Annotated in this window: 30 protein-coding genes and 1 tRNA gene; 5 read left to right on the top strand and 26 right to left on the bottom strand. The window is 63.3% G+C overall.

From position 1 onward, the window contains the following. The first annotated feature begins 11 nt into the window (after positions 1-11). The gene (locus tag D1Y85_RS21370) at positions 12-596 is read left to right on the top strand and encodes a DUF1415 domain-containing protein (RefSeq protein ID WP_124153064.1); all 585 of its coding nucleotides are present in this window, start codon (positions 12-14) and stop codon (positions 594-596) included. 7 nt (positions 597-603) lie between these two features. Here D1Y85_RS21370 and D1Y85_RS21365 read toward each other — a convergent pair whose 3' ends face one another. Continuing rightward, positions 604-1,470, bottom strand: coding sequence for a class I SAM-dependent methyltransferase (locus tag D1Y85_RS21365; RefSeq protein WP_124153063.1), 867 nt, complete (start codon positions 1,468-1,470; stop codon positions 604-606). Positions 1,471-1,850: 380 nt separating this feature from the next. On the opposite strand from D1Y85_RS21365, the gene D1Y85_RS21360 reads away from it, so the two are divergent. After that, positions 1,851-2,171 carry a DNA-binding protein gene (locus D1Y85_RS21360; RefSeq protein ID WP_124153062.1) on the top strand — a complete coding sequence of 107 codons (321 nt, stop codon included), beginning with the start codon at positions 1,851-1,853 and terminating at the stop codon, positions 2,169-2,171. A gap of 158 nt (positions 2,172-2,329) precedes the next feature. On the opposite strand, the gene D1Y85_RS21355 is transcribed toward D1Y85_RS21360, so the two are convergent. Then, on the bottom strand, positions 2,330-3,463 hold the full coding sequence (locus tag D1Y85_RS21355) for a methyltransferase (protein ID WP_124153061.1): 1,134 nt from the start codon (positions 3,461-3,463) through the stop codon (positions 2,330-2,332). A gap of 96 nt (positions 3,464-3,559) precedes the next feature. Between D1Y85_RS21355 and D1Y85_RS21350 the strand changes: the two genes are divergently transcribed. Further along, positions 3,560-6,463: a type IIG restriction enzyme/methyltransferase gene (locus D1Y85_RS21350; protein WP_124153060.1), complete on the top strand. Its 2,904-nt coding sequence runs from the start codon at positions 3,560-3,562 to the stop codon at positions 6,461-6,463. A 257-nt stretch (positions 6,464-6,720) separates the two neighbouring features. On the opposite strand, the gene D1Y85_RS21345 is transcribed toward D1Y85_RS21350, so the two are convergent. Together D1Y85_RS21345 and D1Y85_RS27155 are read right to left on the bottom strand one after the other, a co-directional pair. Beyond that, positions 6,721-6,987, bottom strand: a complete 267-nt coding sequence (locus tag D1Y85_RS21345) for a hypothetical protein (protein ID WP_124153059.1) — start codon at positions 6,985-6,987, stop codon at positions 6,721-6,723. Positions 6,988-6,996: 9 nt separating this feature from the next. Then, the gene (locus D1Y85_RS27155; protein WP_185219061.1) at positions 6,997-7,170 is read right to left on the bottom strand and encodes a hypothetical protein; all 174 of its coding nucleotides are present in this window, start codon (positions 7,168-7,170) and stop codon (positions 6,997-6,999) included. Positions 7,171-7,174: 4 nt separating this feature from the next. Between D1Y85_RS27155 and D1Y85_RS21340 the strand changes: the two genes are divergently transcribed. Beyond that, complete coding sequence (locus tag D1Y85_RS21340) at positions 7,175-7,510, top strand: hypothetical protein (protein ID WP_124153058.1); 336 nt, start codon at positions 7,175-7,177, stop codon at positions 7,508-7,510. 101 nt (positions 7,511-7,611) lie between these two features. On the opposite strand, the gene D1Y85_RS21335 is transcribed toward D1Y85_RS21340, so the two are convergent. The 9 genes from D1Y85_RS21335 to D1Y85_RS21295 all read right to left on the bottom strand — a co-directional run bounded on the left by D1Y85_RS21335 (position 7,612) and on the right by D1Y85_RS21295 (position 15,143). Continuing rightward, positions 7,612-8,940, bottom strand: coding sequence for an ATP-binding protein (locus D1Y85_RS21335; protein WP_124153057.1), 1,329 nt, complete (start codon positions 8,938-8,940; stop codon positions 7,612-7,614). Positions 8,941-8,986: 46 nt separating this feature from the next. Continuing rightward, positions 8,987-9,727, bottom strand: a complete 741-nt coding sequence (locus D1Y85_RS21330) for a response regulator (RefSeq protein ID WP_124153056.1) — start codon at positions 9,725-9,727, stop codon at positions 8,987-8,989. Positions 9,728-9,941: 214 nt separating this feature from the next. After that, positions 9,942-10,017 (bottom strand) — tRNA-Thr (locus D1Y85_RS21325). Positions 10,018-10,035: 18 nt separating this feature from the next. Then, the gene (locus D1Y85_RS21320; RefSeq protein WP_124153055.1) at positions 10,036-10,527 is read right to left on the bottom strand and encodes a ClpXP protease specificity-enhancing factor; all 492 of its coding nucleotides are present in this window, start codon (positions 10,525-10,527) and stop codon (positions 10,036-10,038) included. Between the two features lie 94 nt (positions 10,528-10,621). Continuing rightward, positions 10,622-11,233 (bottom strand): glutathione S-transferase N-terminal domain-containing protein, encoded by a 612-nt coding sequence (locus D1Y85_RS21315; protein ID WP_027797364.1) that lies wholly within the window; start codon positions 11,231-11,233, stop codon positions 10,622-10,624. 96 nt (positions 11,234-11,329) lie between these two features. Continuing rightward, positions 11,330-12,079, bottom strand: coding sequence for a cytochrome c1 (locus D1Y85_RS21310; protein ID WP_124153098.1), 750 nt, complete (start codon positions 12,077-12,079; stop codon positions 11,330-11,332). 61 nt (positions 12,080-12,140) lie between these two features. After that, positions 12,141-13,526 (bottom strand): cytochrome b, encoded by a 1,386-nt coding sequence (locus D1Y85_RS21305; RefSeq protein ID WP_124153054.1) that lies wholly within the window; start codon positions 13,524-13,526, stop codon positions 12,141-12,143. Beyond that, positions 13,526-14,146, bottom strand: a complete 621-nt coding sequence (gene petA / locus D1Y85_RS21300) for a ubiquinol-cytochrome c reductase iron-sulfur subunit (protein WP_124153053.1) — start codon at positions 14,144-14,146, stop codon at positions 13,526-13,528. The genes D1Y85_RS21305 and petA overlap by 1 nt, the downstream gene beginning before the upstream one ends. Before the next feature lie 250 nt (positions 14,147-14,396). Beyond that, positions 14,397-15,143 carry a Nif3-like dinuclear metal center hexameric protein gene (locus D1Y85_RS21295; RefSeq protein WP_124153052.1) on the bottom strand — a complete coding sequence of 249 codons (747 nt, stop codon included), beginning with the start codon at positions 15,141-15,143 and terminating at the stop codon, positions 14,397-14,399. Between the two features lie 19 nt (positions 15,144-15,162). On the opposite strand from D1Y85_RS21295, the gene D1Y85_RS21290 reads away from it, so the two are divergent. Next, positions 15,163-16,383, top strand: a complete 1,221-nt coding sequence (locus tag D1Y85_RS21290; RefSeq protein ID WP_124153051.1) for a Do family serine endopeptidase — start codon at positions 15,163-15,165, stop codon at positions 16,381-16,383. Positions 16,384-16,547: 164 nt separating this feature from the next. Here D1Y85_RS21290 and tatC read toward each other — a convergent pair whose 3' ends face one another. From tatC to hisD, 13 genes are all read right to left on the bottom strand, one after another. Next, a complete protein-coding gene (gene tatC / locus D1Y85_RS21285) occupies positions 16,548-17,330 on the bottom strand; it encodes a twin-arginine translocase subunit TatC (RefSeq protein WP_124153050.1) in 783 nt (260 codons plus the stop codon). 40 nt (positions 17,331-17,370) lie between these two features. Beyond that, the gene (gene tatB / locus D1Y85_RS21280) at positions 17,371-17,943 is read right to left on the bottom strand and encodes a Sec-independent protein translocase protein TatB (protein WP_124153049.1); all 573 of its coding nucleotides are present in this window, start codon (positions 17,941-17,943) and stop codon (positions 17,371-17,373) included. A 44-nt stretch (positions 17,944-17,987) separates the two neighbouring features. Further along, the gene (gene tatA, locus D1Y85_RS21275) at positions 17,988-18,230 is read right to left on the bottom strand and encodes a Sec-independent protein translocase subunit TatA (RefSeq protein ID WP_124153048.1); all 243 of its coding nucleotides are present in this window, start codon (positions 18,228-18,230) and stop codon (positions 17,988-17,990) included. Positions 18,231-18,379: 149 nt separating this feature from the next. Beyond that, the gene (locus tag D1Y85_RS21270) at positions 18,380-18,748 is read right to left on the bottom strand and encodes a histidine triad nucleotide-binding protein (RefSeq protein ID WP_124153047.1); all 369 of its coding nucleotides are present in this window, start codon (positions 18,746-18,748) and stop codon (positions 18,380-18,382) included. A 114-nt stretch (positions 18,749-18,862) separates the two neighbouring features. Then, positions 18,863-19,255, bottom strand: a complete 393-nt coding sequence (locus D1Y85_RS21265) for a DUF4870 family protein (protein WP_124153046.1) — start codon at positions 19,253-19,255, stop codon at positions 18,863-18,865. Between the two features lie 39 nt (positions 19,256-19,294). Then, positions 19,295-19,663: a phosphoribosyl-ATP diphosphatase gene (locus D1Y85_RS21260; RefSeq protein ID WP_124153045.1), complete on the bottom strand. Its 369-nt coding sequence runs from the start codon at positions 19,661-19,663 to the stop codon at positions 19,295-19,297. After that, positions 19,660-20,076, bottom strand: a complete 417-nt coding sequence (gene hisI / locus D1Y85_RS21255) for a phosphoribosyl-AMP cyclohydrolase (protein ID WP_124153044.1) — start codon at positions 20,074-20,076, stop codon at positions 19,660-19,662. Before hisI ends, D1Y85_RS21260 begins: the two co-directional genes overlap by 4 nt. 2 nt (positions 20,077-20,078) lie before the next feature. Continuing rightward, positions 20,079-20,852 carry an imidazole glycerol phosphate synthase subunit HisF gene (gene hisF, locus D1Y85_RS21250; RefSeq protein ID WP_124153043.1) on the bottom strand — a complete coding sequence of 258 codons (774 nt, stop codon included), beginning with the start codon at positions 20,850-20,852 and terminating at the stop codon, positions 20,079-20,081. A 343-nt stretch (positions 20,853-21,195) separates the two neighbouring features. Then, the gene (gene hisA, locus D1Y85_RS21245; RefSeq protein WP_124153042.1) at positions 21,196-21,948 is read right to left on the bottom strand and encodes a 1-(5-phosphoribosyl)-5-[(5-phosphoribosylamino)methylideneamino]imidazole-4-carboxamide isomerase; all 753 of its coding nucleotides are present in this window, start codon (positions 21,946-21,948) and stop codon (positions 21,196-21,198) included. Positions 21,949-22,128: 180 nt separating this feature from the next. After that, the gene (gene hisH, locus D1Y85_RS21240; protein ID WP_124153041.1) at positions 22,129-22,770 is read right to left on the bottom strand and encodes an imidazole glycerol phosphate synthase subunit HisH; all 642 of its coding nucleotides are present in this window, start codon (positions 22,768-22,770) and stop codon (positions 22,129-22,131) included. Between the two features lie 240 nt (positions 22,771-23,010). Continuing rightward, on the bottom strand, positions 23,011-23,598 hold the full coding sequence (hisB, locus tag D1Y85_RS21235) for an imidazoleglycerol-phosphate dehydratase HisB (protein ID WP_124153040.1): 588 nt from the start codon (positions 23,596-23,598) through the stop codon (positions 23,011-23,013). 57 nt (positions 23,599-23,655) lie between these two features. After that, positions 23,656-24,732 carry a histidinol-phosphate transaminase gene (gene hisC / locus D1Y85_RS21230; RefSeq protein ID WP_124153039.1) on the bottom strand — a complete coding sequence of 359 codons (1,077 nt, stop codon included), beginning with the start codon at positions 24,730-24,732 and terminating at the stop codon, positions 23,656-23,658. Between the two features lie 196 nt (positions 24,733-24,928). Continuing rightward, positions 24,929-26,242 carry a histidinol dehydrogenase gene (gene hisD / locus D1Y85_RS21225; protein WP_124153038.1) on the bottom strand — a complete coding sequence of 438 codons (1,314 nt, stop codon included), beginning with the start codon at positions 26,240-26,242 and terminating at the stop codon, positions 24,929-24,931. Between the last annotated feature and the right edge of the window lie 104 nt (positions 26,243-26,346).

The raw sequence follows: 26,346 nt of genomic DNA, 5'->3' as shown, positions 1-26,346 counted from the left end.
AAAATGACGGCATGAACGATATCGCCTCCTCACCCACCGACGCCAATCCGGCCCACGCCGAGATCATCGCCGCGACCCGCCACTGGCTCACGCGCGCAGTGATCGGGCTGAACCTGTGCCCGTTCGCGAAGAGCGTGCACGTGAAGAACCAGGTCCGCTATGCGATCAGCGAGGCGACCGATCTGGAGGGCGTTCTGGCCGATCTCGAGACCGAGCTGAAGACGCTCGACGCGGCCGATCCCGAGCAGATCGACACGACGCTGCTGATCCTGCCCCATGCGCTCGCGGATTTCGTCGATTTCAACGACGCGACCTGGTTCGCGGATCGCCTGCTGCAACAGTTGGGGCTCGAAGGCACGCTGCAGGTCGCGAGCTTCCATCCGCAGTTCCAGTTCGCGGGCACCGAGCCCGACGACATCGAGAACTACACGAATCGCACGCCTTACCCCACGCTGCATCTGATACGCGAGGCGAGCATCGCCCGCGCGGTCGAGGCATTCCCCGACGCCTCCGACATCTACGAACGGAACATGGAAGTGCTGCGCCGCCTCGGCCATCAAGGCTGGCGCGAGTGGATGAGCCAGTCCGGCGAATAGCGAGCGCTCAGGCTTCCGTTTCAGCTAAGCCCGCCGCTTCTTCGCCTTCGTCGACGAAGAAGCGCTCCTTCAGTTCGGCAAGGCCAAACGTATCGAGGATTTCGGCGAGCCGTTCCGCGGGCTTGCGTCGCGGCAAATTCTTGTACTGGGCGATGATCAGCTCGTTTTTCATCGAGTGCTCCCAGCCGACCAGTTCCGTCACGCTCACCTGATAGCCGTGCGCCTCAAGCTGAAGGCAGCGCAGCACGTTCGTGATCTGACTGCCGAACTCGCGAGTGTGCAGCGGGTGACGCCAGATCTCGGTGAGCGCCTGGCCGAGCGACTTGCCCTTGTTGCGTCGCAGCACCCCCGCCACCTCTGCCTGACAGCACGGAACGACGACGATATAGCGCGCCTTCTTCTTCAGTGCGAAGCGCAGCGCATCATCGGTGGCGGTATCGCAGGCGTGCAGTCCGGTCACGATATCGACGGTGGGCGGCAGCTGTGTCGACGTAATGGAATCCGCGACCGACAGATTCAGAAACGACATGCCGCCAAAGCCAAGCCGCTGTGCCAGTTCGCGCGAGTGCTGCACGAGATCATCGCGCGTTTCGATGCCGAAAATGCGCGACTTGTCATGCAGCTCCTTGAAAAACAGGTCGTAGAGAATAAAACCGAGGTATGACTTGCCCGCGCCGTGGTCGACGAGCGTGACGTCCCGGCCGTCCTGCTTCAGGTCCTTGAGAAGGGGCTCGATGAACTGGAACAGGTGATAGACCTGCTTGAGCTTGCGGCGGCTATCCTGGTTCATCTTGCCGTCACGGGTCAGGATGTGAAGCTCCTTGAGGAGTTCGATCGACTGGTTCGGGCGGATTTCGTAGGTCTTGCTGGACATCGGAGCGGGCACCAAAGAAACGCCATTTGGCGCGAAACGTGCGACAGGTTACGGAAGGAATACGACTGACCTGCCATTTTACGGAAAAAGTGCAAAGAGGCCGTCAATTCGCCTACAGCGCCGGGAACGTTCACGCGCGACCGGATGCCAGAGATGGATTGGGTTGATTACAAGAGACACCGCGGGTATGCGTCCCCGATGTCCACAAATGAGCAGTCGGGAGTCGGGAGCGCGGCTGGGCGGCAATAGACCGAACAGCGGACTGGACAGCGCGCTCGGGAGGTGGCGCCGGCACTGCCGGTACCGACAGAACAGGCACGTCGCGGCTCGCCGATGCGCACAAAGCGCTCGACCCTGGACGTCCTTGCATGGGGCATGCGATGAACACGATTCCGGACGGAAATGCCGAGCAGAAATTCCAGGAACTGCTCGCCAAACTGCTCGCCGTTCCTGAGTGGACGGAAAAGCAGCAACTGGAACTCGAGATGGCGCGCGACATCTCGATGGAAATGCTGAGGATAGCCGAGGAAATGCGTGACGGCGCCGCCGATCTCGAAACCTGCCTGATCCTGCTGAAATACGCGAAGGTGCTCGACTTCGTGATGTCGGCGCTCGCTGCGCGCCGCGATATCAAGCCGCAGACGCTGCGCGTGATTTTCAAGCTTGCGGGCCTGAAGGTCGACGAGGCCTATCCGGGCTGACGCGCCATGCGCTGCGATCAGCGAGCGGCCGACGCGGGCGCCTGGCGGCCGCGCTTCGGCCACGCCGCTCTTTTCGCGGCGATCACACGTACGCCGTCGCGCCTTAACGCATGCAGCCATACTCCCGCGGTGCGCATCGGTGTATGCACACCCCCGCTTCAAGCGCCCCGAACTTTCAATCGCCAGAGTGAAGTCACTTCCTTCGCGCGCGCTTCGTGGAGGGGATCAGTGCGGTCGGCGGCCTTCGGGTGACGCGCCCGGATATCCTCGCGGCCGATCACCTGGAGACCCGCGTTTGCGATCATTTCGACGAGTGCTTCGCGCGTGCGCAAGCCCAGATGTTCCGCGAAGTCCGAGAGGATCAGCCAACCTTCTCCGCCTGGCTCAAGATGGTCCTTAAGCCCGTCGAGGTAGCCGCGCAGCATGCGGCTGTCGGGATCGAACACCGCATACTCGATCGGCGACGCGGGCCGGGCCGGCACCCACGGCGGATTGCAGACGACGAGCGGCGCACGCCCGGCCGGAAACAGATTCGCTTCTACCACCTGGACGCGCTCGCCGTAGCCGAGACGCGCGAGGTTCTCGCGCGCGCAGGTCAGTGCTCGCGGGTCCTGATCGGTGGCGACGACCTGTTTCACGCCGCGCGCCGCCAGTACGGCCGAGAGCACGCCGGTACCCGTGCCGATGTCGAAGGCCAGATCGATCGAGGGCAACGGCGTGCGCGCCACGAGATCGACATACTCGCCGCGTACCGGTGAAAAGACGCCGTAGTACGGATGAATGCGGGCGTGGTTGAGCGCCGGGATTTCGACGCCCTTCTTGCGCCATTCGTGCGCGCCGATCAGCCCGAGGAGTTCGCGCAGCGACACCGCCGACGCATCGCTCGTCGCCGGTCCCCACGCCTCCTCGCAGGCGAGCCGCACGTCGGGTGCGCGGCGCAGCGGGATTGTGTAGTCGCCTTCGAGCGGAATCAGCACCATCCCCAAAGTCCGCGCGCGTTGGGATTGTGCCTGCCGGTGCAGGTTGAACGCGTCGAGCAGCGAAGCCGGCGCCTTATGTGGCTTGCGGTCGGCGCGGCGCGCCATGGCCTGCAGCAATTGGCGTGCATTCTGGTAGTCGCCGCGCCACAGGAGCGCCGTGCCTTCGCAGGCGAGCCGGTAAGCGGCGTCGGCCGTGGTGCGATCGTCCGCGAGGACAACGCGCTTCGGCGGCGGCACGCCGGCCTCCGAACGCCAGCGGACGGTGCGAGGGCCATCCGTATCGGGCCAGCTGAGGGTGGGAAAGTCGTTCATAGGTAGTGTGTGCAAAGCGGCGTGCAAAACGGCGCTGCCGGAGCGGCGCAATCATATAGCAGAGCGGGACAGAAAGCTTCGCCGACGAGGCTTGCCATGATCATCGCCCACCTGCTTGCGGGCGTCGACCCGTCCGAACGTCATAGGCCCAATGGCGGTGCGATTAAAATGGGCGGCGCCCATCGACACACATCGACGCGCATCGACACCAGGCGAGCCATGCCCGAGACCAAACCGAAGAAACGCGCACGTTCGCGCCGCACCGCGCTCGACGAAGCCTTCTACGCGGAGTTGCTGCACATCGCCGGTCTGCGCGAAGCCATCGCGAACGGGAAACCAGTCATCGTCCGCCAGAGCCAGCACGAACGGTTGCGCGGATCGTTGATCGAGAACGCGCTCGCGTGCATGGAAGCGCACCCGGTCGAACAGTCTGCGGGCGCGGCGCCGTCGAACCGAGAAGCACAACAATTCGGCATCGCACTGCGGCTTTGCATCGCGTGGATCTGCCAGCTTGTCTTTCTGAAGCTGCTCGAAGCGCGGCTCCTCACGCTGCACGACAACGATCCCGCCTGTGCTTTCCTGCGTTCAGACCGTATTCGCTCGTTCGCGGAACTCGAAGCGCTGCGCCGCGAAATACTCGGCGGCGATGACACCTCGACGCCGGTGCGGTTTGAGCCGATCCCGCGCTTGCCCAGCGCCTTCGTCGATCCCCGCGAATCAGGGACCGCGTCGACGACGCTCGGCGCGCTCGCCGACGATCCGCCGCTCCCGCTGTTCGCCCGCTCCGCGCTTACGCAGGCCGATGGTACACCGCGAGCCGGCGCGCTGGCTCCGGTAGCGTATCTGTTCGATTTCCTCGACGCCTTCGATTTCAGCGCCAAGGCGCCGCGTCACGACACGCCGCCCAAACGACGGATCGACGCAGCCACGCCGGGCCTGATCTTCGAAAAGCTCAACGGCTACCGTGACGGCGCCTGGTTCACGCCGGGCCCTGTCGCGACGCTTATGTGCCGCTCGGCGATCGAGTCGGCGGCGCTGCGGCGCTTCAATCGCATCAAGGGCTGGCACTGCGAGACCATTGATCAGTTATGCGAATCTATCGTCGATCGCGATGAGGCACGCCGTATCGTCGATTCGTTGCGCGTTTGTGATCCAGCCGTGGGATCGGGGCATCTGCTCGTTTCGGCGCTCAATGAGTGCGTGGCGCTCAAATCCCGTCTGCGATTGCTGACCGGTCTCGACGGAAAACCTCTCACCGGTTACGTCATCGAGGTCGTTGCGGATCGCCTGATCGTGCAGCGGGCCGACGGCGAGGCGCTCAACACACGCGAAGAGACGCAACGCCTCGACAAAGTGCTGTTCCGCGAGAAATGCGCGATCGTCGAGAACGGGCTGTTCGGCGTAGATATCAACGACGACGCTGTGCAAATGGCACGGCTGCGCCTCTGGGCCGAGCTGCTCGAACACGCTGGCTATGACGAGCACGGCTGCTTCTCCCGACTACCCGACCTCACCGCGAACATCAAGTGCGGCAATGCGACGATCAGCGGGTTCGATATCGACTCGGTATTGCTCCACGCGCCCATCGAGAAACGGCAGGCGGTTGCGTGCGATCGGCAAGCCGTGTCGCAACCACAAGTGGCGTATGCCGCAAACCGCACCGCTCATGCACCCGACGCGTTCATTGAACATCTGCGTCCGCGTGCGGTGGAAACGCGCGACCACGACGCGCGTATTTTGGAAAACGCATTTGAATGGCGCGTCGAATTTCCCGCGATGCTCGACGACGACGGCACCTTCCGCGGCTTCGACGCCGTAATCGCCAACCCGCCCTATATCGACTCGGAGCGCATGGTCAACGAGGGCCAGAAAGACGTGCGCGCGTACCTCGCACAACGATGGCCAGCGGCTAAAGGAAACTGGGACCTGTACGTCGTATTCATGGAACTCGGCCTCTCACTGCTAACGCGCGACGGCGCAATGGCCTGTCTCACACCGGACAAGTGGCTGTCGAAACCGTTCGGCGACGCGTTCCGCGCGATTCACCTCGGCAGGATCGAGCAGATTGTGACCCTGGGCCGCGACGTGTTCGACGAAGCGCTGGTCGATTCGATCGTGACCGTCTACGCGAAATCGGGCACAGAAACCGTTTCGACCGCACGGCTCGACGGCGACACGCTCACGCCGCTCGCGTCGGTTCGCAAAGCGTCCCTGTCTGCGCCGTGGCGGCTCGACGCATTGCTCTCGCCTCATTACGCGTTCGCGCGGCGGATCGAGGCGTCACATCCGCGGCTCGGCTCGCTGCTTGCTTGCGAGAACGCCTGTGCGACATCGGACGCGTATCGGCTCAAACCGCTTATCGAGGAAGCGAGAGGACGCTTGTCCCCGCGACGGCACTATCGCGTGCTCAACACAGGCACGCTCGACCGGTTCGTCTCGCGCTGGGGCGTCAAGCCGATGACCTACCTCGGCGATCGCTACCACGAGCCGGTGGTGGAGCGCACGCGCTTCGCCGCCGAATTTACCAACGGCTACCGCTCGAAGGCTGACGCGAAGAAGGTCATCGTCAAGGGGCTCACGCGGCTGGATGCGACACTCGATCTGACCGGCGACGTGATTCCGGGCAAGACGACGCTGATCCTGCGTTCCGACGATGATGACTTGCTGAAATTCGTTGCGGCGGTGCTCAACAGCCCATTGGCTGCGTTTTATGTGCGCGCGTGCTACCCGTCGTCGAGCTATAACGGCGGCATCGCGTTCACGAAGGCGATGATCGATTCGATTCCGGTGCCTGGGAGTGCGACGTTACGAGCGAACGTGGTGCAGTTGGTCGATCGGTTAATCGAGTTGAGCCAGGCCGAACGCCAGACCGACCACGCAGCGATATCCGAAGCGCTTGTGCGGGAAATCGACTACGAACTGTACAAGGCGTTCGGGTTGTCTCCCGAAGAGCTCGCGCGTATCGAAGGCTCTCTCGTGACGCGCACGGTAACGCGGTGATCTGATTCGGCGTCAAAAACACGCACCTGTACACATCAGCGCAGCGACGGTAATGCGTGAGGTCGAACTGGCTGCAAGGCCAATTCTTACCTGAACCCTTTCCTCCAATTACAAACGCGCCACCCGGTGCAAGAGTCCGCATACGATTGCGCCGACGGAGGGACATGGCCAATCGTCCCCGTCGGAAATCGACCACATCGCACATTCACCGAGGGGTTACACATGTCGATAAGCGCATTATCAAACTCGAATTCACTCTATACAGCCTGGATGACTTCCCTGGCGAACGGGCAAAACGCCAGCAGCAACTCGACGTCCGGCGACACGTCCATCGCTTCGAACGATTCGTCCGGTTCGAACAGCGTCAACCCGCTTGCGGCCGCCATCGCCTCAGCGCTCGAGTCGCTCGGGCTGACGACGGGTAGCGCCTCCAGCACGTCCACTAGCACCAGCAGCACCGATTCGGCATCGAGCTCCACCGATTCGACGTCGAGCACGTCGTCGACGTCAACCGACGCACTCACCGCCGCGCTTCAGCAATTCCTCGGCGCACTATTCCAGTCGGTCGCGCAGCAAAACGGTGTCGCCTCGCCGGTCACGAACGACGGCAGCACGGTCTCGTCGGCAAGCTCCACGAACGCTGCCACCACGGCCGCAAGTTCCACCAACAGCGCCTCCTCCACGTCGAGCGACACGAACAGCACCACGGCGATGATGCCCCCGCCGCCCCCGCCGCCCTCGTCCGGCGGCTACGGCAACGATCTGGCATCGGCGATCGAGGGCCTCGCGCAGTCGCTCTCGTCGACTTCGAGCGGCACGTCCTCCGATTCGAGCACGGCAAGCAGTTCGTCCAGCAGCGGAACCAGCACGAGCAACGAACTGACCTCGGACTTCCAGAATCTGTTGACGGCCATGGGTGCTTCGTCGAGCAGTTCGTCGAGCGACACGACTAGCGAACTCCAGAAGTTCCTCACGACGCTCGCCAGCAACCTGCAACAGCAGGGGCAAGGAGGCGCAAGCGGGCTGTTCGTGAGCACGTCCGCCTGAACGATAGTCGCCAGCGGCTGCTGCGTTTCAAAGCATTGGCCCCTTGACGCGCCGGGCGGTGAAGGCCCGGCGTGTCTTCTTTCGCGGCTGCTGGCCGTGTATCAGCGACGCGTTGCCGGAAAGACCAGTTGCACGAGCAGACCGCCATCGGGATGGTTCTCGACGAGGCATTCGCCGCCGTTATCGCGCGCGAGCCGCGCGACGATGGAGAGCCCAAGGCCACAGTGGCCTACACCGCCCCGCGCCGGATTCAGCCGCACGAACGGCCTCATGGCGGCTGCGATCCGGTCCGGCTCGATACCCTCGCCGTGATCGCGCACACGAATCACGCACGATCCGTTGTCGATCGACGTCGTGATCTCGACCGGCGGAGCGCCGTAGTCGAGCGCATTTTCAACGAGGTTCGTCACGAGCCGGTCCAGCACCACTTGCGGCAACTTGAACTGCGAACCGGCGCGCAGATCAAGCACGAACAGCGGGCCGGTCCCGCTTTCGACTTCGTCCGGGTTGCCGAAATGGCTCTGCAGAAAGCTATCGACTTCGGTCAGCTTGCCTGCGTCGGGCACCTGTTGCGCGTACTCCAGAAACTGCTGAATGATGTGCGCGAGCGAATCTATATCGCCCAGCATGCCCTTGCGTTCGCCCTCTTCGACCATCAAGCTCGCACGCAGCTTGAGCCGCGTGAGCGGCGTCTTCAGATCGTGCGCGATGCCGCTCAGCATCATCACCCGGTCGTCTTCGGCCTCGTTCACGCAACGCATCATGTCGTTGAACGACGCACTCACCTCGCGAAGTTCGCGCGGCCCCTTGCCCATGAGCGGCGCGATGCGCTCGCCGGTACCGAACCGACGCGCCGCCTGCGCGAGGCTCGCGAGCGGCTTTTGAATCTGCCAGGCCGCGAGGAACGAGAGCGTGAGCGCCACCATCAGCATCGAAACCGCCTCGATGACGAAGTGCGGGGGCGGAGGAATATCGACCGGCACGACGACCCACGAAGCGCTGCCTGGATAGAGCACCCATAGCTGCGGTGGCCGGGCGTCGTCGACGGCGAACTGTGTGCCGGGCGGCGACTGTGCACGCAAATGGTGGATCAGCTCGACGAGCGGCCGGCGCGTCGGTTCATGCAGGTGAATGTCGCGTGGCATGTTCCACGCCGGCACCCGGTGCACGCGCAGCATGCCGCTCAGCTCACCGGCCTTCGCGGGGTCGAGCGACTCGCCCAGGTGCACGGGAGGGGGCACGCTCGCTTCATGAGCGTTCTCTTCGCTGGCCACGCGCAGTGCGAGCAGAACACCGCGCGCGAAACCATCCACGTCATGGTGTGGACCCTGCCTGGCCAGCAGCAAAAACCAGCCGAGCTGCATCGCGAGCAATACGGCCGCCGAGAGCAACGCCATGCGCCCGAACAGTGTGTTCAGCGGTCCTCGCATATCGCCCCTGAATAAGCCGGAGCGACGGCTCGTGCCCCGACTCCGTTCAACACGGAACAGGCGCGCCGTGCGCGGATGCGTACGATGCTGGATCGGGCACGAAGACGTACCCCTTGCCGCGCACGGTCTGGATGTGGCGCGGATTCGACGGGTCGGCTTCGATCACGCGGCGCAGCCGCCAGATCGGCACGTCGAGGCTGCGCTCGTGAAACTCGCGCTCGTCGCGATGCACGATGTCGTGGATCAGCGTGCGCGACATCACCTTGTAGGGATGGGTGGCGAACACCTTCAACAGCGCGAACTCACTTTCCCTCAATGCGATTTGCGTGTTCTGGCACGAAAGCGTGCGCATCGTGAAATCGAGTTCGAATTCGCCGAACCGGTAGCGTCCGAGCGCAACGGGCGCGCTCGCCGTGGATGGCCCGCGCCGCCGCAGGATGTTCTGGATTCGCACGAGCAATTCGTACGGATCGAACGGCTTGGGCAAATAGTCGTCCGCGCCCAGCGAGAGCCCGCGTATGCGATCGCTCACCCCGCCGCGCGCCGTGACGAAGATCACCGGAATGTCGTCGCCGGCCGCGCGCAATGCGGCGATGGCTTCGAGGCCGTCGGTGTCGGGCATCATGATGTCCAGCACGACGATGGAAGGGCGTTCGCGTTCGAGCCGGCGCTGGAGGTGAGCGCCGCCGTGCAGCACGGCCGTATCGAAGTTATGGGAGCGCAGGAAGCGGCTTAGCAGATCGCGCACGACGGGATCGTCGTCGACGATGAGGACGCTAGGGTTCATGCGCGCATTTTAAAGCAGCGCGGGGATTGGGAAGCCTTGCCAACTCTTACCGTTCCTTTCCTGGCCGTGCGCGGAGAGCGGACGACATCGCTGCTTGGCACCCGGTCGGCACGGAGGTCCCTTCAGTTGAACACCGAGCGCCCCGAACATGCAGTTTTCAGCACCCGGAAAGCACAAGGGGCCACACGAAACTCGTGTGACCCCTTGATTTATTTGGTGCCGGCTGCAGGACTCGAACCCGCCACCTGATGATTACAAATCAACTGCTCTACCAGATGAGCTAAGCCGGCGTGGCCCGCAATTCTACTTCATTTCACGATCTTGAGGTGACCCTTGCCGCCCTTCGCGCCATCGTCCGTGCTCTTTTCCGGCTGCGACACTGGCGACTCGCCGCCCGCCTCATCGGTGGAGGAAGCCTCGGACACAGCGGCAGGCTCTTCATGCTCATCCTGCGCCGACGGCAGCACTTCGTCGGCGTCGCCAGCGGGCGTCTCGACCGGGAACGCCATCCCCTGCCCGTTCTCGCGCGCATAGATCGCGAGCACATTCGCCACCGGCACCTCGATCTTGTGAGACTTGCCGGAAAAACGCGCGTGAAACTCGATCGTCTCGTTGCCCATCTGCAACTGGCTCGTCGCCTCGAAGCTGATGTTCAGGACGATCTCGCCATCGCGCACGAACTGGTGCGGCACGCGCGTCCGGTTATCGACCCGCACCGCGATATGCGGCGTGAAGCCATTGTCGGTGCACCACTCGTACAGCGCGCGAAGCAGGTACGGCTTCGTGGAAATCTCTTGCATCAACGATCCTTTACCGGAACAGCATGCGGCGCCCGCCCAACCCGCTGCGCACGACGCGCCGCACAGTGTCCCTGATTGCCCTGTCCGCAGGCGCTTAGCGGCGCATCACCTTTTCCGACGGCGTCAGCGCTTCGATATAGGCCGGGCGGCTGAAAATGCGCTCGGCGTACTTCATCAGCGGCGCGGCGTTCTTCGACAGTTCGATACCGTAGTGATCGAGGCGCCACAGGAGCGGCGCGATCGCGACGTCGAGCATCGAGAACTCTTCGCCCAGCATGTACTTGTTCTTCAGGAAGATCGGCGCGAGCTGCGTGAGGCGGTCGCGGATCGCGAGACGCGCCTTCTCGTGGTTCTTCTCGGCAGCCTTGCCCTTCTCGTTTTCGAGCGTGCTCACGTGCACGAACAGTTCCTTCTCGAAGTTGAGCAGGAACAGGCGCGCACGGGCGCGCTGCACCGGGTCAGCCGGCATCAGCTGCGGGTGCGGGAAACGCTCGTCGATGTATTCGTTGATGATGTTCGATTCGTACAGAATCAGGTCGCGCTCGACCAGAATCGGCACCTGACCGTACGGATTCATCACGGCAATGTCTTCCGGCTTGTTGAACAGGTCGACGTCGCGGATTTCGAAGTCCATGCCCTTTTCGAACAACACCAGTCGGCAGCGCTGGGAAAACGGGCAGGTAGTGCCGGAGTACAGAACCATCATGATTTACATTTCCTCAATATACCCAAAAGGCCAGCGGGCGATTTAGCCGTTATGCGGTTTCTTCGCGGCGCCGGCCCCACGTCGGTCAGGACGTGCCTATTTGATATCTTTCCAGTAGGCGGCGTTCAGTCGCCACGCAAAAAAGCTCAGGACGCCAAGGAACAGCATCACCCACACGCCAAGCTGCCTGCGGGTTTTCTGCTCCGGTTCGGACATCCAGCCAAGGTACGCCACCAGATCGGCCACGGCAGCATCATAATCCACCGGCGACAGCGTCCCCGGCGTGACCTGCTGGAACCCGGTAAAGCGGTGGACCTTTTGCCCGGTTTCCTCGTCCACCGCGTCCTCGAACTTCGCCGTGCGGATACCTTGCAACTGCCACAACACGTGCGGCATGCTCACGTTGTCAAACACCCGGTTGTTCCAGCCGGTCGGGCGTGTGTCGTCCCGGTAAAAGCTGCGCAGATACGTGTACAGCCAGTCGCGCCCGCGCGAGCGCGCTTCCACGGAAAGGTCCGGCGGCGTTACGCCGAACCACGCCTTCGCATCATCCGGCCGCATCGCGATCGACATCGTGTTACCGACCTTGTCGGTCGTGAACAGGAGATTCTGCTCGATCTGCTTTTGCGCAATGCCTAGATCCTGCAACCGGCTGTAGCGCATCAGATTCGCACTGTGGCAGTTCAGGCAATAGTTTACAAACAATTGCGCGCCGTGTTGCAGTGAAGCAAGATTTTCGCCGTTATCGGGTGCGCGGTCGAGCGGAATGTTCTCCTGGGCCTGCGCGGGCGCAACCGTCAGTGCGCAGACGAGCGCCAGCGCGGCCACACCGAACCGGGCGCCCATGCGGTTGAGCGTCCCGAAGAGGGATTTTGTCGTCATGTTTTCCTCGTGCACGGGTCGGGGGTTAATGGGGCTTGAACCGCACACGCTCGGGCGGCTGCTTGAAGGTCCCAAGCGGCGTCCAGACCGGCATGCCAAGGAAAAACGCAAAGTAGATGAGCGCACAGATCTGCGCGATCAGCGTCCCCGCCGGTGAAGGCGGTTTCGTCCCCAAAAACGCCAGCGTCAGGAACACTGCGACAAAAATCCCGAGGAAGACTTTGTGGAACAGCGGCCGGTAGCGGATCGACTTCACCGGTGCGCGGTCGAGCCACGGCAGGAAAAAGAGCGAAATCACCGCCGATCCCATCACCACGACGCCCCAGAACTTCGACTGCGTGAAATACATCGCGAGCACCACGAGGGCCGCCAGCACCGGCAATCCCACTCGCCACTTGCCGCGCGCACGCCAGATCGCAATCAATCCAAGCACCGCGATCACGATCATCAGGACGATCTTGAACGGGTCGGTGGTGGCGCGCAGCATCGCGTAGAAGGCCGTGAAATACCAGACCGGCGCGATTTCAGGCGGCGTCTGCAGCGGATTGGCGGGGATGAAGTTATTCGCTTCGAGGAAGTAACCGCCCATCTCCGGTGCGAAGAACACGATCGCCGCGAAGATCATCAGGAAGATGCACACGCCCATGAAGTCGTGCACCGAGTAATACGGATGGAACGGAATGCCGTCGAGCGGCTTACCGTCCGCGTCCTTCTTCTCCTTGATCTCGATGCCGTCGGGATTGCTCGAACCCACCTCGTGCAGCGCGATGATGTGCGCGAACACCAGCCCCAGCAGCACGAGCGGAATCGCGATCACATGCAGCGCGAAGAAGCGGTTCAGCGTGACGTCGGAGACGACGTAATCGCCGCGAATCCAGAGCGACAGATCGGGTCCGATGAACGGAATCGCCGAGAACAGGTTCACGATCACCTGGGCGCCCCAGAACGACATCTGGCCCCACGGCAGCAGATAGCCGAAGAACGCCTCGGCCATCAGGCACAGAAAAATCGCGCAGCCGAAGATCCACACGAGTTCGCGCGGCTTGCGGTAAGAGCCGTACATCAGCCCGCGAAACATGTGCAGATAGACGACCACGAAGAACATCGAGGCGCCCGTCGAGTGCATGTAGCGGATCAGCCAGCCCCACGGCACCTCGCGCATGATGTACTCGACCGACGCGAACGCGAGCGTCGAGTCGGGCTTGTAGTTCATGGTGAGGAAAATGCCGGTGATGATCTGGTTCACCAGCACGAGCAGCGCGAGCGACCCGAAGAAGTACCAGAAGTTGAAGTTCTTCGGCGCGTAGTACTCGGAGAGATGTGCCTTCCACGTTGCTGTCAACGGGAAGCGTTTGTCGATCCAGCCGACGATTCCCGTTGTCTCAACCTTGTGTTCGGTTCCCGTCGCCATCACGCTTCTCCTTGTTCGTCCTGACCGATCACGATCTGCGTCGGGGACGCGAACATGTACCGGGGGATGTCGAGATTCTGCGGCGCGGGTTTGTTCTTGAACACGCGCCCGGCGAGATCGTAGGTGGAGCCGTGGCACGGGCACAGGAACCCGCCGGGCCAGTCGTTGGGAAGATTGGGTTGCGGGCCTTCCTGGAATCGCGCCGTCGGCGTGCAGCCCAGATGCGTACACACGGCGACCGCCACGAGGATGTTCTTGTGGTCCGGACGCGAGCGGTACTGGCTCTTGCAGTACTCCGGCAGGGGCATCGAGAACGGATCCTTCGAGTCGGGATCGGCCAGCTCGGGCGTGGACTTGTCGACATCGGCCATCATGCGGTCGGTGCGGTTCAGGATCCAGACGGGCTTGCCGCGCCAGGCCACTGTCATCATGCTGCCCGGCTCGAGATTGCTGATGTCGACTTCGACGGGCGCGCCCGCAGCGCGGGCCTTCTCGGAGGGCGCAAACGACGCCACGAAGGGTACGACAGTGGCAACGCCTCCGATGCCGCCTGCGACGGACGTCGCGATCAGCCAGGTGCGCCGGCTGCCATCGACGTTGCCATTTTCTTTGTCTCGCATCACATCGCCCCACTTCTGAGTTGGATTTATCTGTCGCTCTGTGCTCACCCGCAGCACTGCCGACCGCTAGTTTGCTCGAACGGAGTTGGCATTTACAAGGGGCGACTTTTAAAAAGCGAGCGAAGTCATTGATATCCCTGGGTTTTCCCGCACGAAAAATTGCAGAATCGCATTCGTCTTTTAAGCGTTAACAGAATAAAGTTCGCGGGCTGAGCACCCCGCGAGGCAACCGGCAGTCCTCCGGGGCCGATCAAACCGGATTGTGGATATCGATGAAAAGATGCTCGACGTCGAATGCTTCCGAGAGATGTGCGCCAAGCGCCTGCACGCCGAAACGCTCGGTCGCGTGATGGCCCGCCGCAAGGAACGCTACGCCGCTCTCGGCCGCCGAATGGGTAGTTTGTTCAGAGATCTCGCCGGTCAGGAAGACATCGGCACCGGCGTCGATTGCGTCGTCGAAGAAACTTTGCGCCGCGCCCGTGCACCAGGCCACGCGGCGCAGTTGCCAGTCGGGGTCGCCGAGCACGAGCGGCGCGCGTCCGAGCGTCTGCTCGACCTGCGCCGAGAAGTGCGCTAGCGTGATGGGCATGGGCAGCGTGGCCATCCAGCCGAGGTCCTGGTCGCCGAAGCGCTGCTCGCCGATCCAGCCAAACTTCGCGCCCAGTTGCGCGTTGTTGCCGAATTCGGGATGGCTGTCGAGCGGAAGATGGTAGGCGAACAGGTTCAGGTCGTTCGCGAGCAGCGTCCTCAGGCGCCGGTATTTGCGGCCCGTGATCTGCGGCGATTCGTTCTTCCAGAAATAACCGTGATGGACGAGCACGGCGTCGGCGCCCCACTCCAGCGCGGCCTCCAGAAACGCGAGCGACGCACTGACGCCCGTTGCGATTTTCTCCACGCGGCGGCGCCCTTCAACCTGCAGACCGTTGGGGCAATAGTCCTTGAAGCGCGCGGCCTCGAGAAGATTGTTCAGATACAATTCCAGTTCGATCCGATCCATATAATCCTCGACTCTTCAGATGCTTAGACGCTTTTGGCTGTTCTTCGCCCAGGCGGTGACGGTCCTGCTAGCGCTGATGTTTATCATCTCGACGCTCAAGCCGCAGTGGTTGCAGCATCAGGGGCAGTTCGGCAGGCAACTCGCCGAACCGATCGTTGCCCTGCGAGAGGTCGCGCCCGGCATCGGCGGCGGCCATCACGCACAGGATTCCTATGCGGACGCCGCCCAGAAGGCGATGCCCGCGGTCGTCAACGTGTTCTCGAGCAAGGACGGATCGCTCCCGCCGGACCCCCGCCAGAATGACCCGCTATTTCGCTACTTTTTCGGCGATCGCAACAAGAACGGCAAACAGCACCAACAGCCTGCAGCGAACCTTGGTTCGGGCGTCATTGTCAGTCCGGACGGTTACATTCTAACGAACCAGCACGTGATCGACGGCGCGGATCAGATCGAAATCGCGCTCTCCGATGGCCGCACCACGAACGCAAAGGTAATCGGTGTCGACCCGGAAACCGATCTTGCGGTGCTCAAGATCAACATGCCGAACCTGCCCACCATCACGCTTGGGCGCATGGACCAGACGCGCGTGGGCGATGTCGTGCTCGCCATCGGCAACCCGTTCGGTGTGGGCCAGACGGTGACGATGGGCATCATCAGCGCGCTCGGGCGCAATCACCTCGGCATCAACACGTTCGAAAACTTCATTCAGACCGACGCGCCGATCAACCCCGGCAACTCCGGCGGCGCACTCGTCGACGTGAACGGCAACCTGCTCGGCATCAACACCGCCATTTACTCGCGGTCGGGCGGCTCGCTTGGCATCGGATTCGCCATTCCCGTATCCACGGCGCGCAGCGTGCTGGAGAGCATCATCACCACGGGCACGGTTACGCGCGGCTGGATCGGCGTCGAGCCGCAGGACGTGACGCCCGAAATCGCCGAGTCGTTCGGTCTGAAGCAGAAGTCCGGGGCGATCGTCGCGGGCGTGTTGCAAGGCGGGCCCGCCGACAAGGCCGGCATCAAGCCGGGCGACATTCTGCTTTCCGTGAACGGTGAGGAAATCACCGATACGACACGTCTTCTTAACGTGATCGCACAGATCCGGCCTGGCACGGACGCCAAGGTCCACCTTGAGCGCAAGAACAAGGATCTGGATCTCGACGTGCTGATCGGCAAGCGCCCTCCGCCGCCGAAGCAGCCAGAACAGGAAGACGGCGAAGGCGATGACAACGGCGGTTGATCCGTTTGCCTTGCTGTTTGCCGGAATCGAAAAAAGGCCGTGAACTCACCGTTCACGGCCTTTTTTCTGGTGCGCCAACTGTGCGGAGCAGCGGCGGCCAGACTGCGGATTCGATGCCTCGGCCCGCGTGTTCACGCGACGTCAGCGGCTTGGCCGCTTGCCGCCTAATTGCTCGCCGCCTCGCTCTCTTCGGCGGGCTTCTCGCCCGTGCCGATAAAGATTCGCGCGGCAATGATCCCGGCCTCGTAAAGCACGATCAGCGGCAACGCGAGAATAAGCTGCGAGAACACGTCCGGCGGGGTGACGACGGCCGCGACAATAAACGCGCCGACGATCACATAAGGCCGGACCTCCTTGAGCTTCTTGATCGTGACGAGGTTCATGCGAACGAGCAGCACGACCACGATCGGCACTTCGAAGGTCACGCCGAACGCAATGAACATGGTGAGCACGAAGCTCAGATAGTTATCGATATCGGTGTTCATCTCCGCGCCGAGCGGCGCGTTGTAGTGCGCCATCACGCGGAAGATGGTCGGAAACACGACGAAGTACGCGAACGCCATGCCGCACAGGAACAGCGTGTAGCTGCTCGCAACGAGCGGCGCGACGAGCTTCTTTTCGTGCTGATAGAGTCCGGGCGCGATGAACGCCCAGATCTGGTAGAGCACGAACGGCAGCGCGATCACGAACGCGACGACCATTGTCACTTTCATCGGCACGAAGAACGATCCGGTGACATCGGTGACGATCATCTTGCCGTCGCGCGGCAAGTTCTGCATGAGCGGACGCGCGAGCAGGTGAAAGATGTCGGGCGCCCAGTAGACAAGCCCGACGAACACGACAATGACCGCGATGCCCGCGCGGATGATGCGGTCGCGCAGTTCTACGAGATGCGAGATGAAGGTCTCTTCGGAGCCTTCATCCGGTTTGTTTTGGGGGTCGCTCACACCGGCCCTTGCTTGAAGATATTCACGCCCGAAAGGGGCATCAGAAGAAGCGCCGCTGACGGCGCAGGCTGTCCGGGGTGTGTTGCGCGACGCGCGCTGCACCCGACTGCACGCGCGTGCGACGCAGCGAAACGCGCTTGTACCAGACAGGCGTCGCGGTCTGCTTCAGGCGCCAGTTCTTGCGTCTCGCCTGCGGGGCGCCCGCGTTGCCGCTGCGCCACGACGATGCCAGATCCGCGCCCGTGCTGCTGTCCGCAACCGCGGACGGATCCCCAACACCCGGCTCCAGGCCGCTCGCGCTGCCAGCAATACCCGGCGATACCGAGGTGCCCGAATTCCACGCGTCGTTCAGTTCGGCTTCGTGCTTGCGCAGGTGGTCCTGGACGGTCTGCTCGACACTCTTCGCAGAGTTCTCGAATTCCGTCTTCATGCGACGCAACTCGTCGAGTTCAATCTCGCGCGTGACTTCCGACTTGACCTCGTTGATGTAGCGCTGCGCGCGGCCGAACAGCGCCCCGGCGGTGCGCGCAACGCGCGGCAACCGCTCCGGCCCGAGCACCACGAGCGCGACGACGCCGATCAGCGCCATCTTGGTGAGACCCAGATCGAGCATGAATGGAGATTCCGGTCAGCCTGAGATGGAACGAATCCGCCGCCTTAGCGGTAGTCGTTCGAACGCGCGGTCTTGTCCTTGGCTTCGACATCGATCGTGTCGCCGCTAGCCGGCAATTCGCGCTTCTGCTGGTCGGCGGCACCCGCTTCGCTCTCGCGCATGCCGTCCTTGAAACCCTTTACCGCACCGCCGAGGTCGCTGCCGATGTTACGCAGTTTCTTCGTCCCGAAGACGAGTGCCACGATCAGCAAAACGATCAGCCAGTGCCAAATGCTCAACGAACCCATGATCCCTTCTCTCCTTAACCCCGTCGTCGCGGCTTGCGCCGCGAAAACGGTCAGTGCGCAATGATCGCGCCTGTTATTTGCGCCCCCCCCAAACCCGGAACGGCGCGAACCGATAATAGTGCTGATGCAATGCCGCGTCGATGTGACGTTCAGCCCATGCGCAGCCAGGGTCGCGGGCCGGCGAGCAGATGCGCGTGCAGGTGATACACCTCCTGCCCGCCACCCGGCCCCGTATTCACGACCGTGCGAAATCCGCTCTCGCCGCCCGTGTACGCGACACCGAGTTCTTTCGCGAGGCGTGCGACCAATACGAGCATTCTACCAAGCAGCGGGGCGTCGTTTTCACCGCAATCTGACAGTGTGGAAATATGCCGCCGGGGGATGACGAGCACGTGTGTCTGCGCAGCCGGGCGAATGTCCCGGAAGGCAACAAATTCATCGTCCTCGTAGACGCGGGAACTCGGAATTTCGCCGTCGGCGATCTTGCAGAAAAGACAGGTACTGCGGTCGTGACTCATGGTGCTCCTGGTGAGCATGGCCGGCGATGGGTGAACGGCGGCGGTGCGCCACTCCGGTGCGCAGCCCCGGTTGCAGCCCGAAAGGCCGTACCGGAAAGCCTGCTGAGCCGGCCTTCAAACCCACCCGCGCGGGTTGGCCAGCGGCTTGTTGTCATACAAATACAACCAGCCTTTAATAATACGGTACAACGTCCAGATAGCGACAGCCCACAAAATAGGTATGCCGATAAGGACGAGGAATAGCGCTATCCCGATCAGATGCCCCGCGAGCCCCAGCCAGAAGGTGCGAATCTGCCACGTGAAGTGCTGCTCGTAAGGCGTGCCGAGCGCCTCGTCGCGCTTGAGGTAATTCAGGATGATCGCAACCAGCACCGATATGCCGCCCGTGAGCCAGTAGACGGCGTAAAGCCCGTAGAGGACGTGCGTGAACGTGCGCAGGCTGCGCAGACGGTCCGCATCGAGCGGATCGTGAACGGTTGGGGGCGGAAAGCCGCCGGGCATGGACATGCTGGTTATCTCCGGGTCGATGGCGCCCCGATTCAGGGCTCAGTCGCCGTTCTGCTCGCGCTCGCGACTCTTGCGCAGCGCCTTTTCCTCGAGCCCCGAAAGTCCTTCACGGCGTTCCAGTTCCGCCAGCACGTCAGCGGGACTCAGGTCGAAATGCGAAAGCGCGACAAGGCAGTGAAACCACAGGTCGGCCACTTCGCCGACCAGCGCCGTCGGAGCACCGCCCTGGCGCACGTCCTTTGCCGCGAGCACCACTTCGGTGGCCTCTTCGCCGATCTTCTTGAGCACCGCGTCGTCGCCCTTGTGGAAGAGGCGCGCGACGTAGGAAGCGTCCGGGTCGCCGCCCTTGCGGCTGTCGATCACCGCCGCGAGGCGCAGCAGCGTGTCATTCGTAGTGAGTTGCGTCATTTGTAGATGTGTTCGGGGTCTTTCAGCACGGGATCGACGGCGACCCACTGGCCATCGTCGACAGTGCCATCGAATTGCTGGAAAAAGCACGAGTGGCGGCCGGTGTGGCACGCGATGCCCGAGACCTGCTCGACCTTTAGCAGCACGACGTCCTCGTCGCAGTCGAGGCGGATGTCGCGGACATGCTGCACGTGGCCCGACTCCTCGCCCTTGAACCACAGACGCTGACGCGAGCGCGAGAAGTACACGGCACGGCCCGTTTCGACCGTCTTCGCCAGCGCCTCGCGATTCATCCACGCGAACATCAGCACGTCGCCGGTCGTGGCTTCCTGCGCGATCACGGGCACGAGGCCGTTGGCGTCCCAGTTGACCTTGTCGAGCCAGGTCGCGCCCGGCGTTGCGTTTGTCGTCACGATCACAACCTCACCGAAATACCCTGGTCGGCCATGAAGCGCTTGGCCTCGCCGACCGTGTGCTCGCCGTAGTGGAAGATGCTCGCCGCGAGTACCGCGTCGGCGTGGCCCTTCACGATGCCATCCGCGAGATCCTGCAGGCCGCCCACGCCGCCCGAGGCGATCACGGGAATCGACACCGCGTCGGAAACCGAGCGTGTCAGGTCGAGATCGAAGCCGCTCTTCGTGCCGTCACGGTCCATGCTCGTCAGCAGGATCTCACCCGCGCCGAGTTCCGCCGTCTTGCGCGCCCATTCGACCGCGTCGATGCCCGTCGCCTTTCGGCCGCCATGCGTGAACACTTCCCAGCGCGATGGTTCGCCCGGCGCCGACGCGCGCTTCGCGTCGATCGCAACGACGATGCACTGCGAGCCGTACTTGTCGGCGGCATCGCGCACGAGCTGTGGATTCGCGACCGCCGACGAGTTCATGCTGATCTTGTCCGCACCCGCGTTCAACAGGCGGCGAACGTCCGCCACGGCCCGCACGCCGCCGCCGACGGTCAGCGGAATGAAGACCTGCGAGGCCACCGCTTCGATGATCGGAAGAATCAGGTCGCGCTGGTCCGAAGTCGCGGTGATGTCGAGGAAGGTGAGTTCGTCTGCGCCCTGCTCGTCGTAGCGGCGCGCGATTTCGACCGGGTCGCCCGCGTCGCGCAACTCGACGAAATTGACGCCCTTGACGACCCGCCCGGCGGTCACGTCGAGACAGGGGATGATGCGTTTGGGTAGAGCCATGATCTTGCCGAAGTAGCCAGTCGATTGAACCAGTGGGAGGGCCTGCTCGTGGGTGGTCTGCCCCCGGATACGGCGTAACGGCGCATCCGGACGCGCACCGCCTGCGCTTTCGCGCACGCGCTTGTGCCAGCTTGTGCCAGACGGCGACGGGTCATTGTCGCGCGCTTTGCTGCTGGTGGCGACCTGCGCGTACCGTCCGCCTCACGCCACTGCTCTGTCGCGAAAATATCGCACGCGTGAGGGTGCGGTGAAGCCGCATCAGATGCCACGCCGACCGGGCTGAAACCAGGGAAGCCTGCGCACGCGCAGGCCCTTCACGAAACGCCAGCGGCGCGTAACGTTCTTACGCGTCGTCCGCTTCGCGCAGGCTGTCTGCGCGCGTTTGCGCGGCGGTAAAGTCGAGATCGCCCGAGTAGATCGCGCGGCCGCAGATCACGCCTTCGATGCCTTCGCCCTCGACCTCGCACAGCGCGTCGATGTCGCCGAGATTCGAGAGGCCGCCGCTCGCGATGATCGGAATCTTCACCGCGCGCGCAAGGCGCACCGTCGCGTCGATGTTGATGCCCTGGAGCATGCCGTCGCGGCCGATGTCGGTGTAGATGATCGATTCGACGCCGTAGTCCTCGAACTTGCGTGCGAGATCCACGACTTCATGACCCGTCAGCTTGCTCCAGCCGTCGGTGGCGACCTTGCCGTCCTTGGCGTCGAGACCGACGATGATGTGCCCCCCGAACGCCGTGCACGCTTCGTGCAGGAAGCCCGGGTTCTTCACCGCGGCCGTGCCGATGATGACGTACGAAAGGCCGTCGTCGAGATAGCGCTCGATGGTGTCGAGGTCACGGATACCGCCGCCCAGCTGCACGGGGATCTCGTTACCGACTTCCGCGATGATCTCGCGGATCGCGTCTTCGTTCTTCGGTTTGCCTGCGAACGCACCGTTCAGATCGACGAGGTGCAGGCGGCGTGCACCGCGCTCGACCCAATGTCGGGCCATCGCCGCTGGTTCCTCTGAAAAAATCGTCGCCTGGTCCATATCGCCTTGTTTGAGGCGCACGCAGTGACCGTCTTTGAGATCGATGGCCGGAATCAGCAGCATAGCTTCGGGTGATGTCTGGGAATGTGGTTGAATTCAACCGGCGCCGGTGGAAAAAAGGCCCGATCCGGAGCCGTTTCGCTAGTTTAGTACAAGTCTTTCGGGGGTCTTGCTGATGTAAGTCGGGTTAGCGGACGCCGCAGCGAGACCGCCACAACCTGCACCTTCAGTGTGCGCGCAATATCACGGGTTCCAGTGGACGAAGTTGCGATAGACGCGCAAACCCGCCGCAGCGCTTTTTTCCGGGTGGAATTGAGTGGCGAAGATGTTATCCCGCGCCACCGCCGAGGTAAAGGCGGCACCGTACGGCGTTTCACCCACAGTGTGCGTCGCATTGTCCGGCACTACGTAATAACTGTGTACGAAGTAAAAATAGCTGTTGTCGGGCACGCCGTCCCACAGCGCGTGGGCATGCGCCTGGCGCACGACGTTCCAGCCCATCTGCGGGACCTTGAAGCGCGAACCGTCGTCCTGAAGCTGGCCTTGCAGTTCGAAGCGCACGACCTTGCCGGGCAGAAGACCCAGGCCCTTCGTGTCGCCCTCCGCGCTCCAGTCGAAGAGCATCTGCTCGCCGACGCACACGCCCATCAGCGGCTTCGTGCGCGCGGCTTCCAGCACGGCGTCCTGCAGGCCGGACTCGGCGAGACTGCGCATGCAGTCGGGCATCGCGCCCTGACCGGGCAGCACGACGCGATCGGCTGCGCGAATCGCCTCGGGACGCTCGACGATCGCCACGTCGGCTTCCGGCGCGGCCGTCCTCAGCGCCTGGGCCACCGAACGCAGGTTGCCCATCCCATAATCCACAATCGCAATTGAAGTTTTCATCTCGAATCAGGCCGCTCGGGCCTTGCCCTTGGCTTTACGTGGCGTTGGCAACGCATACGCGTTCCGAAGCGCCGTCCAGACCCATTCCTGTCCAAGCATCGCGATTCGCTCGCCGCGCGGCAGCGTCCGCGGAGCACGCTGCGCGCCCGGCGCGACTTACAGCCCGGCGACCGCAAAAGTGCGGCGCTGGGCGCACGTCCCGGTGCGCGTGTCCGTTCGCTCGGATCGGTTGATCGTACGTTAGAGGCTACCCTTCGTCGACGGGATCCTGCCCGCCGCGCGCTCGTCCAGTTCGGCGGCCTGGCGCAACGCGCGGCCGAACGCCTTGAACACGGTTTCCATCTGATGGTGGGCATTCAGCCCGCGCAGGTTGTCGATGTGAAGCGTCACGCCCGCGTGGTTCACGAAGCCGCGAAAAAACTCGATCGACAGATCGACGTCGAACGTGCCGATGCGCGCGCGCGTGAACGGCACGTGAAATTCGAGGCCCGGACGGCCCGAGAAGTCGATGACGACGCGCGAGAGCGCTTCGTCGAGCGGCACATAGGCATGGCCGTAGCGGCGGATGCCCTTCTTGTCGCCGATGGCCTGCGCCACCGCCTGTCCGAGCGTGATGCCGACGTCTTCCACCGTATGGTGGTCGTCGATATGCGTGTCGCCGTGCGCCTCGACCTCGAGATCGATCAAGCCGTGTCGTGCGATCTGGTCGAGCATGTGGTCGAGAAACGGCACGCCGGTCGCGAGCTTCTGCTCGCCGGTGCCGTCCAGATTGATCTTGACGCGGATTTGCGTTTCGCTGGTGTTGCGAACGACTTGCGCGACGCGCATGGCAATTTCCTTCAATCAGCCCGTAACAGGAGGGTTAGAGGGGTTGGAGAACGAAGCTCATTTAAGCACGAGCTTCAGGGCGGCGAGCAATTGTGCGTTTTCGTCGGGCGTCCCGACGGTCAAACGAACGCAATTCGCCAGCAATGGGTGCATTTTACCCACGTTTTTGATCAGAACCCTCGCGCCGAGAAGTGTATCGAACACCGCGTCGGCATCAGGCACGCGCACGAGCAGAAAGTTGCCCGCGCTTTCGAAGACCTCGGCGCCCGGCAGCTTCGCCACAGCGGCGGCCAGGTCCGCGCGTTCGGCGCGTAGTTGCGCGGCCTGCGCGTCGAGCACATCGATGTGGTCGAGCAGGAAACTCGCGGTTGCCTGCGTGAGCACATTCACGTTGTACGGCGGACGCACCTTGTCGAACTCATTGAGCCACGACGCCCGCCCCGCGAGATACCCGAGCCGGATGCCCGCGAGCCCGAGCTTCGACATCGTACGCATCACGACCACGTTGTCGAATTCGCCCGCGCGCGGCATCCAGCTTTTCTGTGCGAACGGCTGATACGCTTCGTCGATGACGACGAGACCGTGCGCCGCTCGCGCAGCCGCGATGATGCGTTCGATTGCGGTGTCATCGAAAAGCGTGCCGGTCGGGTTGTTCGGGTACGCAAGCCAGATCACGGACGGACGGTGTTCGGCGATCGCCGCGAGCATCGCTTCGGTGTCGAGCATGAAGTCGGCGGTGAGCGGCACGCCGACGAAATCGACGTGGGCGAACTTCGCCGAAATCGCGTACATCACGAAGCCCGGCACCGGCGCGAGCACCTTCGCGCCCGGCGTCGCGCACGCCATCGTGATCAGGCTGATAATCTCGTCCGAACCGTTGCCGAGCAGCACTTCGCACCCGTCGGGAACGCGCATCGCGGCCTTGAGCTTCGCGATGAGCGCCTCGGGGCGCGGCGCGGGATAGCGGTTCAGCGCAACGGCCGCCAGATGCTCGCCCAGCTTCGCTGCCAGCGCGGCAGGCAGCCCGAACGGGTTCTCCATAGCGTCGAGCTTCACGAAGCCGGTAGCGTCGGGCACGGGATAGCTGGTCATCGCGAGCACATCGCGACGGATGATGTCTTGTGGCGTTGTCATAGTGGACTGACCCGGTCAGGCGGACTTCGCCCTCGCGAGCGGGGCAAGCATCTCACGAGCGGCTTCGAGGCCGCTCAGGTTGTCGTAGGGCTTCTCGCTTGCCAGACGTCTACTGGCAGGACTTCCGATATCGCACTTCGGGCGCGCGCTCACACGATGCATCAACGGCCGTGCGCGCCTGCCCGAAGGCCCGGACTCACTTCATCCGGTATTCGGCGCTGCGCGCGTGAGCCTGCAGGCCCTCGCCGTAGGCCAGCTCCGCGGCGATCTCGCCAAGCGTCTGTGCGCCTTCCGCGCTGACCTCGATGAGGCTCGACCGCTTGAGGAAATCATAGACGCCGAGCGGCGACGAGAAACGTGCGGTACGCGACGTAGGCAGCACATGATTCGGCCCGGCGCAGTAGTCGCCGAGGCTCTCGCTCGTGTAGCGGCCGAGGAAGATCGCGCCTGCGTGGCGGATTTCGGCGCCCCACTTCTGCGGCTCAAGCGCCGAGATTTCGAGGTGCTCCGGTGCGATCTCGTTGGCGATCGCGCAGGCTTCCGCCATATCGCGCACCTTCACGAGCGCGCCGCGGTTCGTGAGCGACGTGGCGATCACGTCGGCGCGCGGCATCGTCGGCAACAGTTCGCCGATCGCGTCTTCCACGCGCTTGATGAACGCTGCGTCCGGGCACAGCAGGATCGACTGGGCGAGTTCGTCGTGCTCGGCCTGCGAAAACAGGTCCATTGCCACCCAGCGCGGATCGGTCGTGCCGTCGCAGATCACGAGGATTTCCGACGGGCCCGCGATCATGTCGATACCGACCGTGCCGAACACGCGGCGCTTGGCCGACGCAACATAGGCGTTGCCGGGGCCGCAGATCTTGTCGACGGCGGGAATCGTGTCGGTGCCGTAGGCGAGCGCAGCGACAGCCTGCGCGCCGCCGATCGTGAACACGCGATCGACGCCGCCGAGCAGCGCCGCCGCCAGCACGAGCGGGTTCTTCACGCCATCGGGCGTAGGCACGACCATGACGATCTCGCGCACGCCCGCGACGCGCGCCGGAATCGCGTTCATCAGCACCGACGAAGGATACGCAGCCTTGCCGCCAGGCACGTAGAGGCCCACGCGGTCGAGCGGCGTGACCTTCTGGCCGAGCACCGTGCCATCGGCTTCGGTGTACTGCCAGCTATGCGAGCCGCATTCGATGCGCTGCTTCTCGTGGTAGCCGCGCACGCGCGCCGCCGCTGCCTCGAGCGCGGCACGCCGCTTCGGTTCGAGGCTCTCAAGCGCCGCTTCGAGTTCGGCAAACGGCAGTTCGAGTGCCGCGACGCTGGTCGCGTTCAGGCGGTCGAAGCGGGTCGTGTACTCGAGCACGGCGGCATCGCCGCGCGCTTTCACGTCAGCGAGGATCTGCGCCACCGAGCGCTCGATCGCCTCGTCCTCGCTCGCCTCGAACGCGAGCACCGCGTGCAGTGCCTTCTTGAAGCCGTCGGCGCTGGAATCGAGTTTGCGAATCGTGATAGCCATGCTGATATCCATCCGTATCGGTTAGGCGCCCGTCACGTTTGAACACGTGACGAGCGGGCGGCGCTTTCGCCTTGTGCGGCCTGAAGCGGCCTCATGCAGCCTTA

This window comes from Paraburkholderia dinghuensis, from assembly GCF_003837865.1.
Lineage (GTDB): Bacteria > Pseudomonadota > Gammaproteobacteria > Burkholderiales > Burkholderiaceae > Paraburkholderia > Paraburkholderia dinghuensis.
This window is presented reverse-complemented; position numbering and strand designations above follow the sequence as displayed.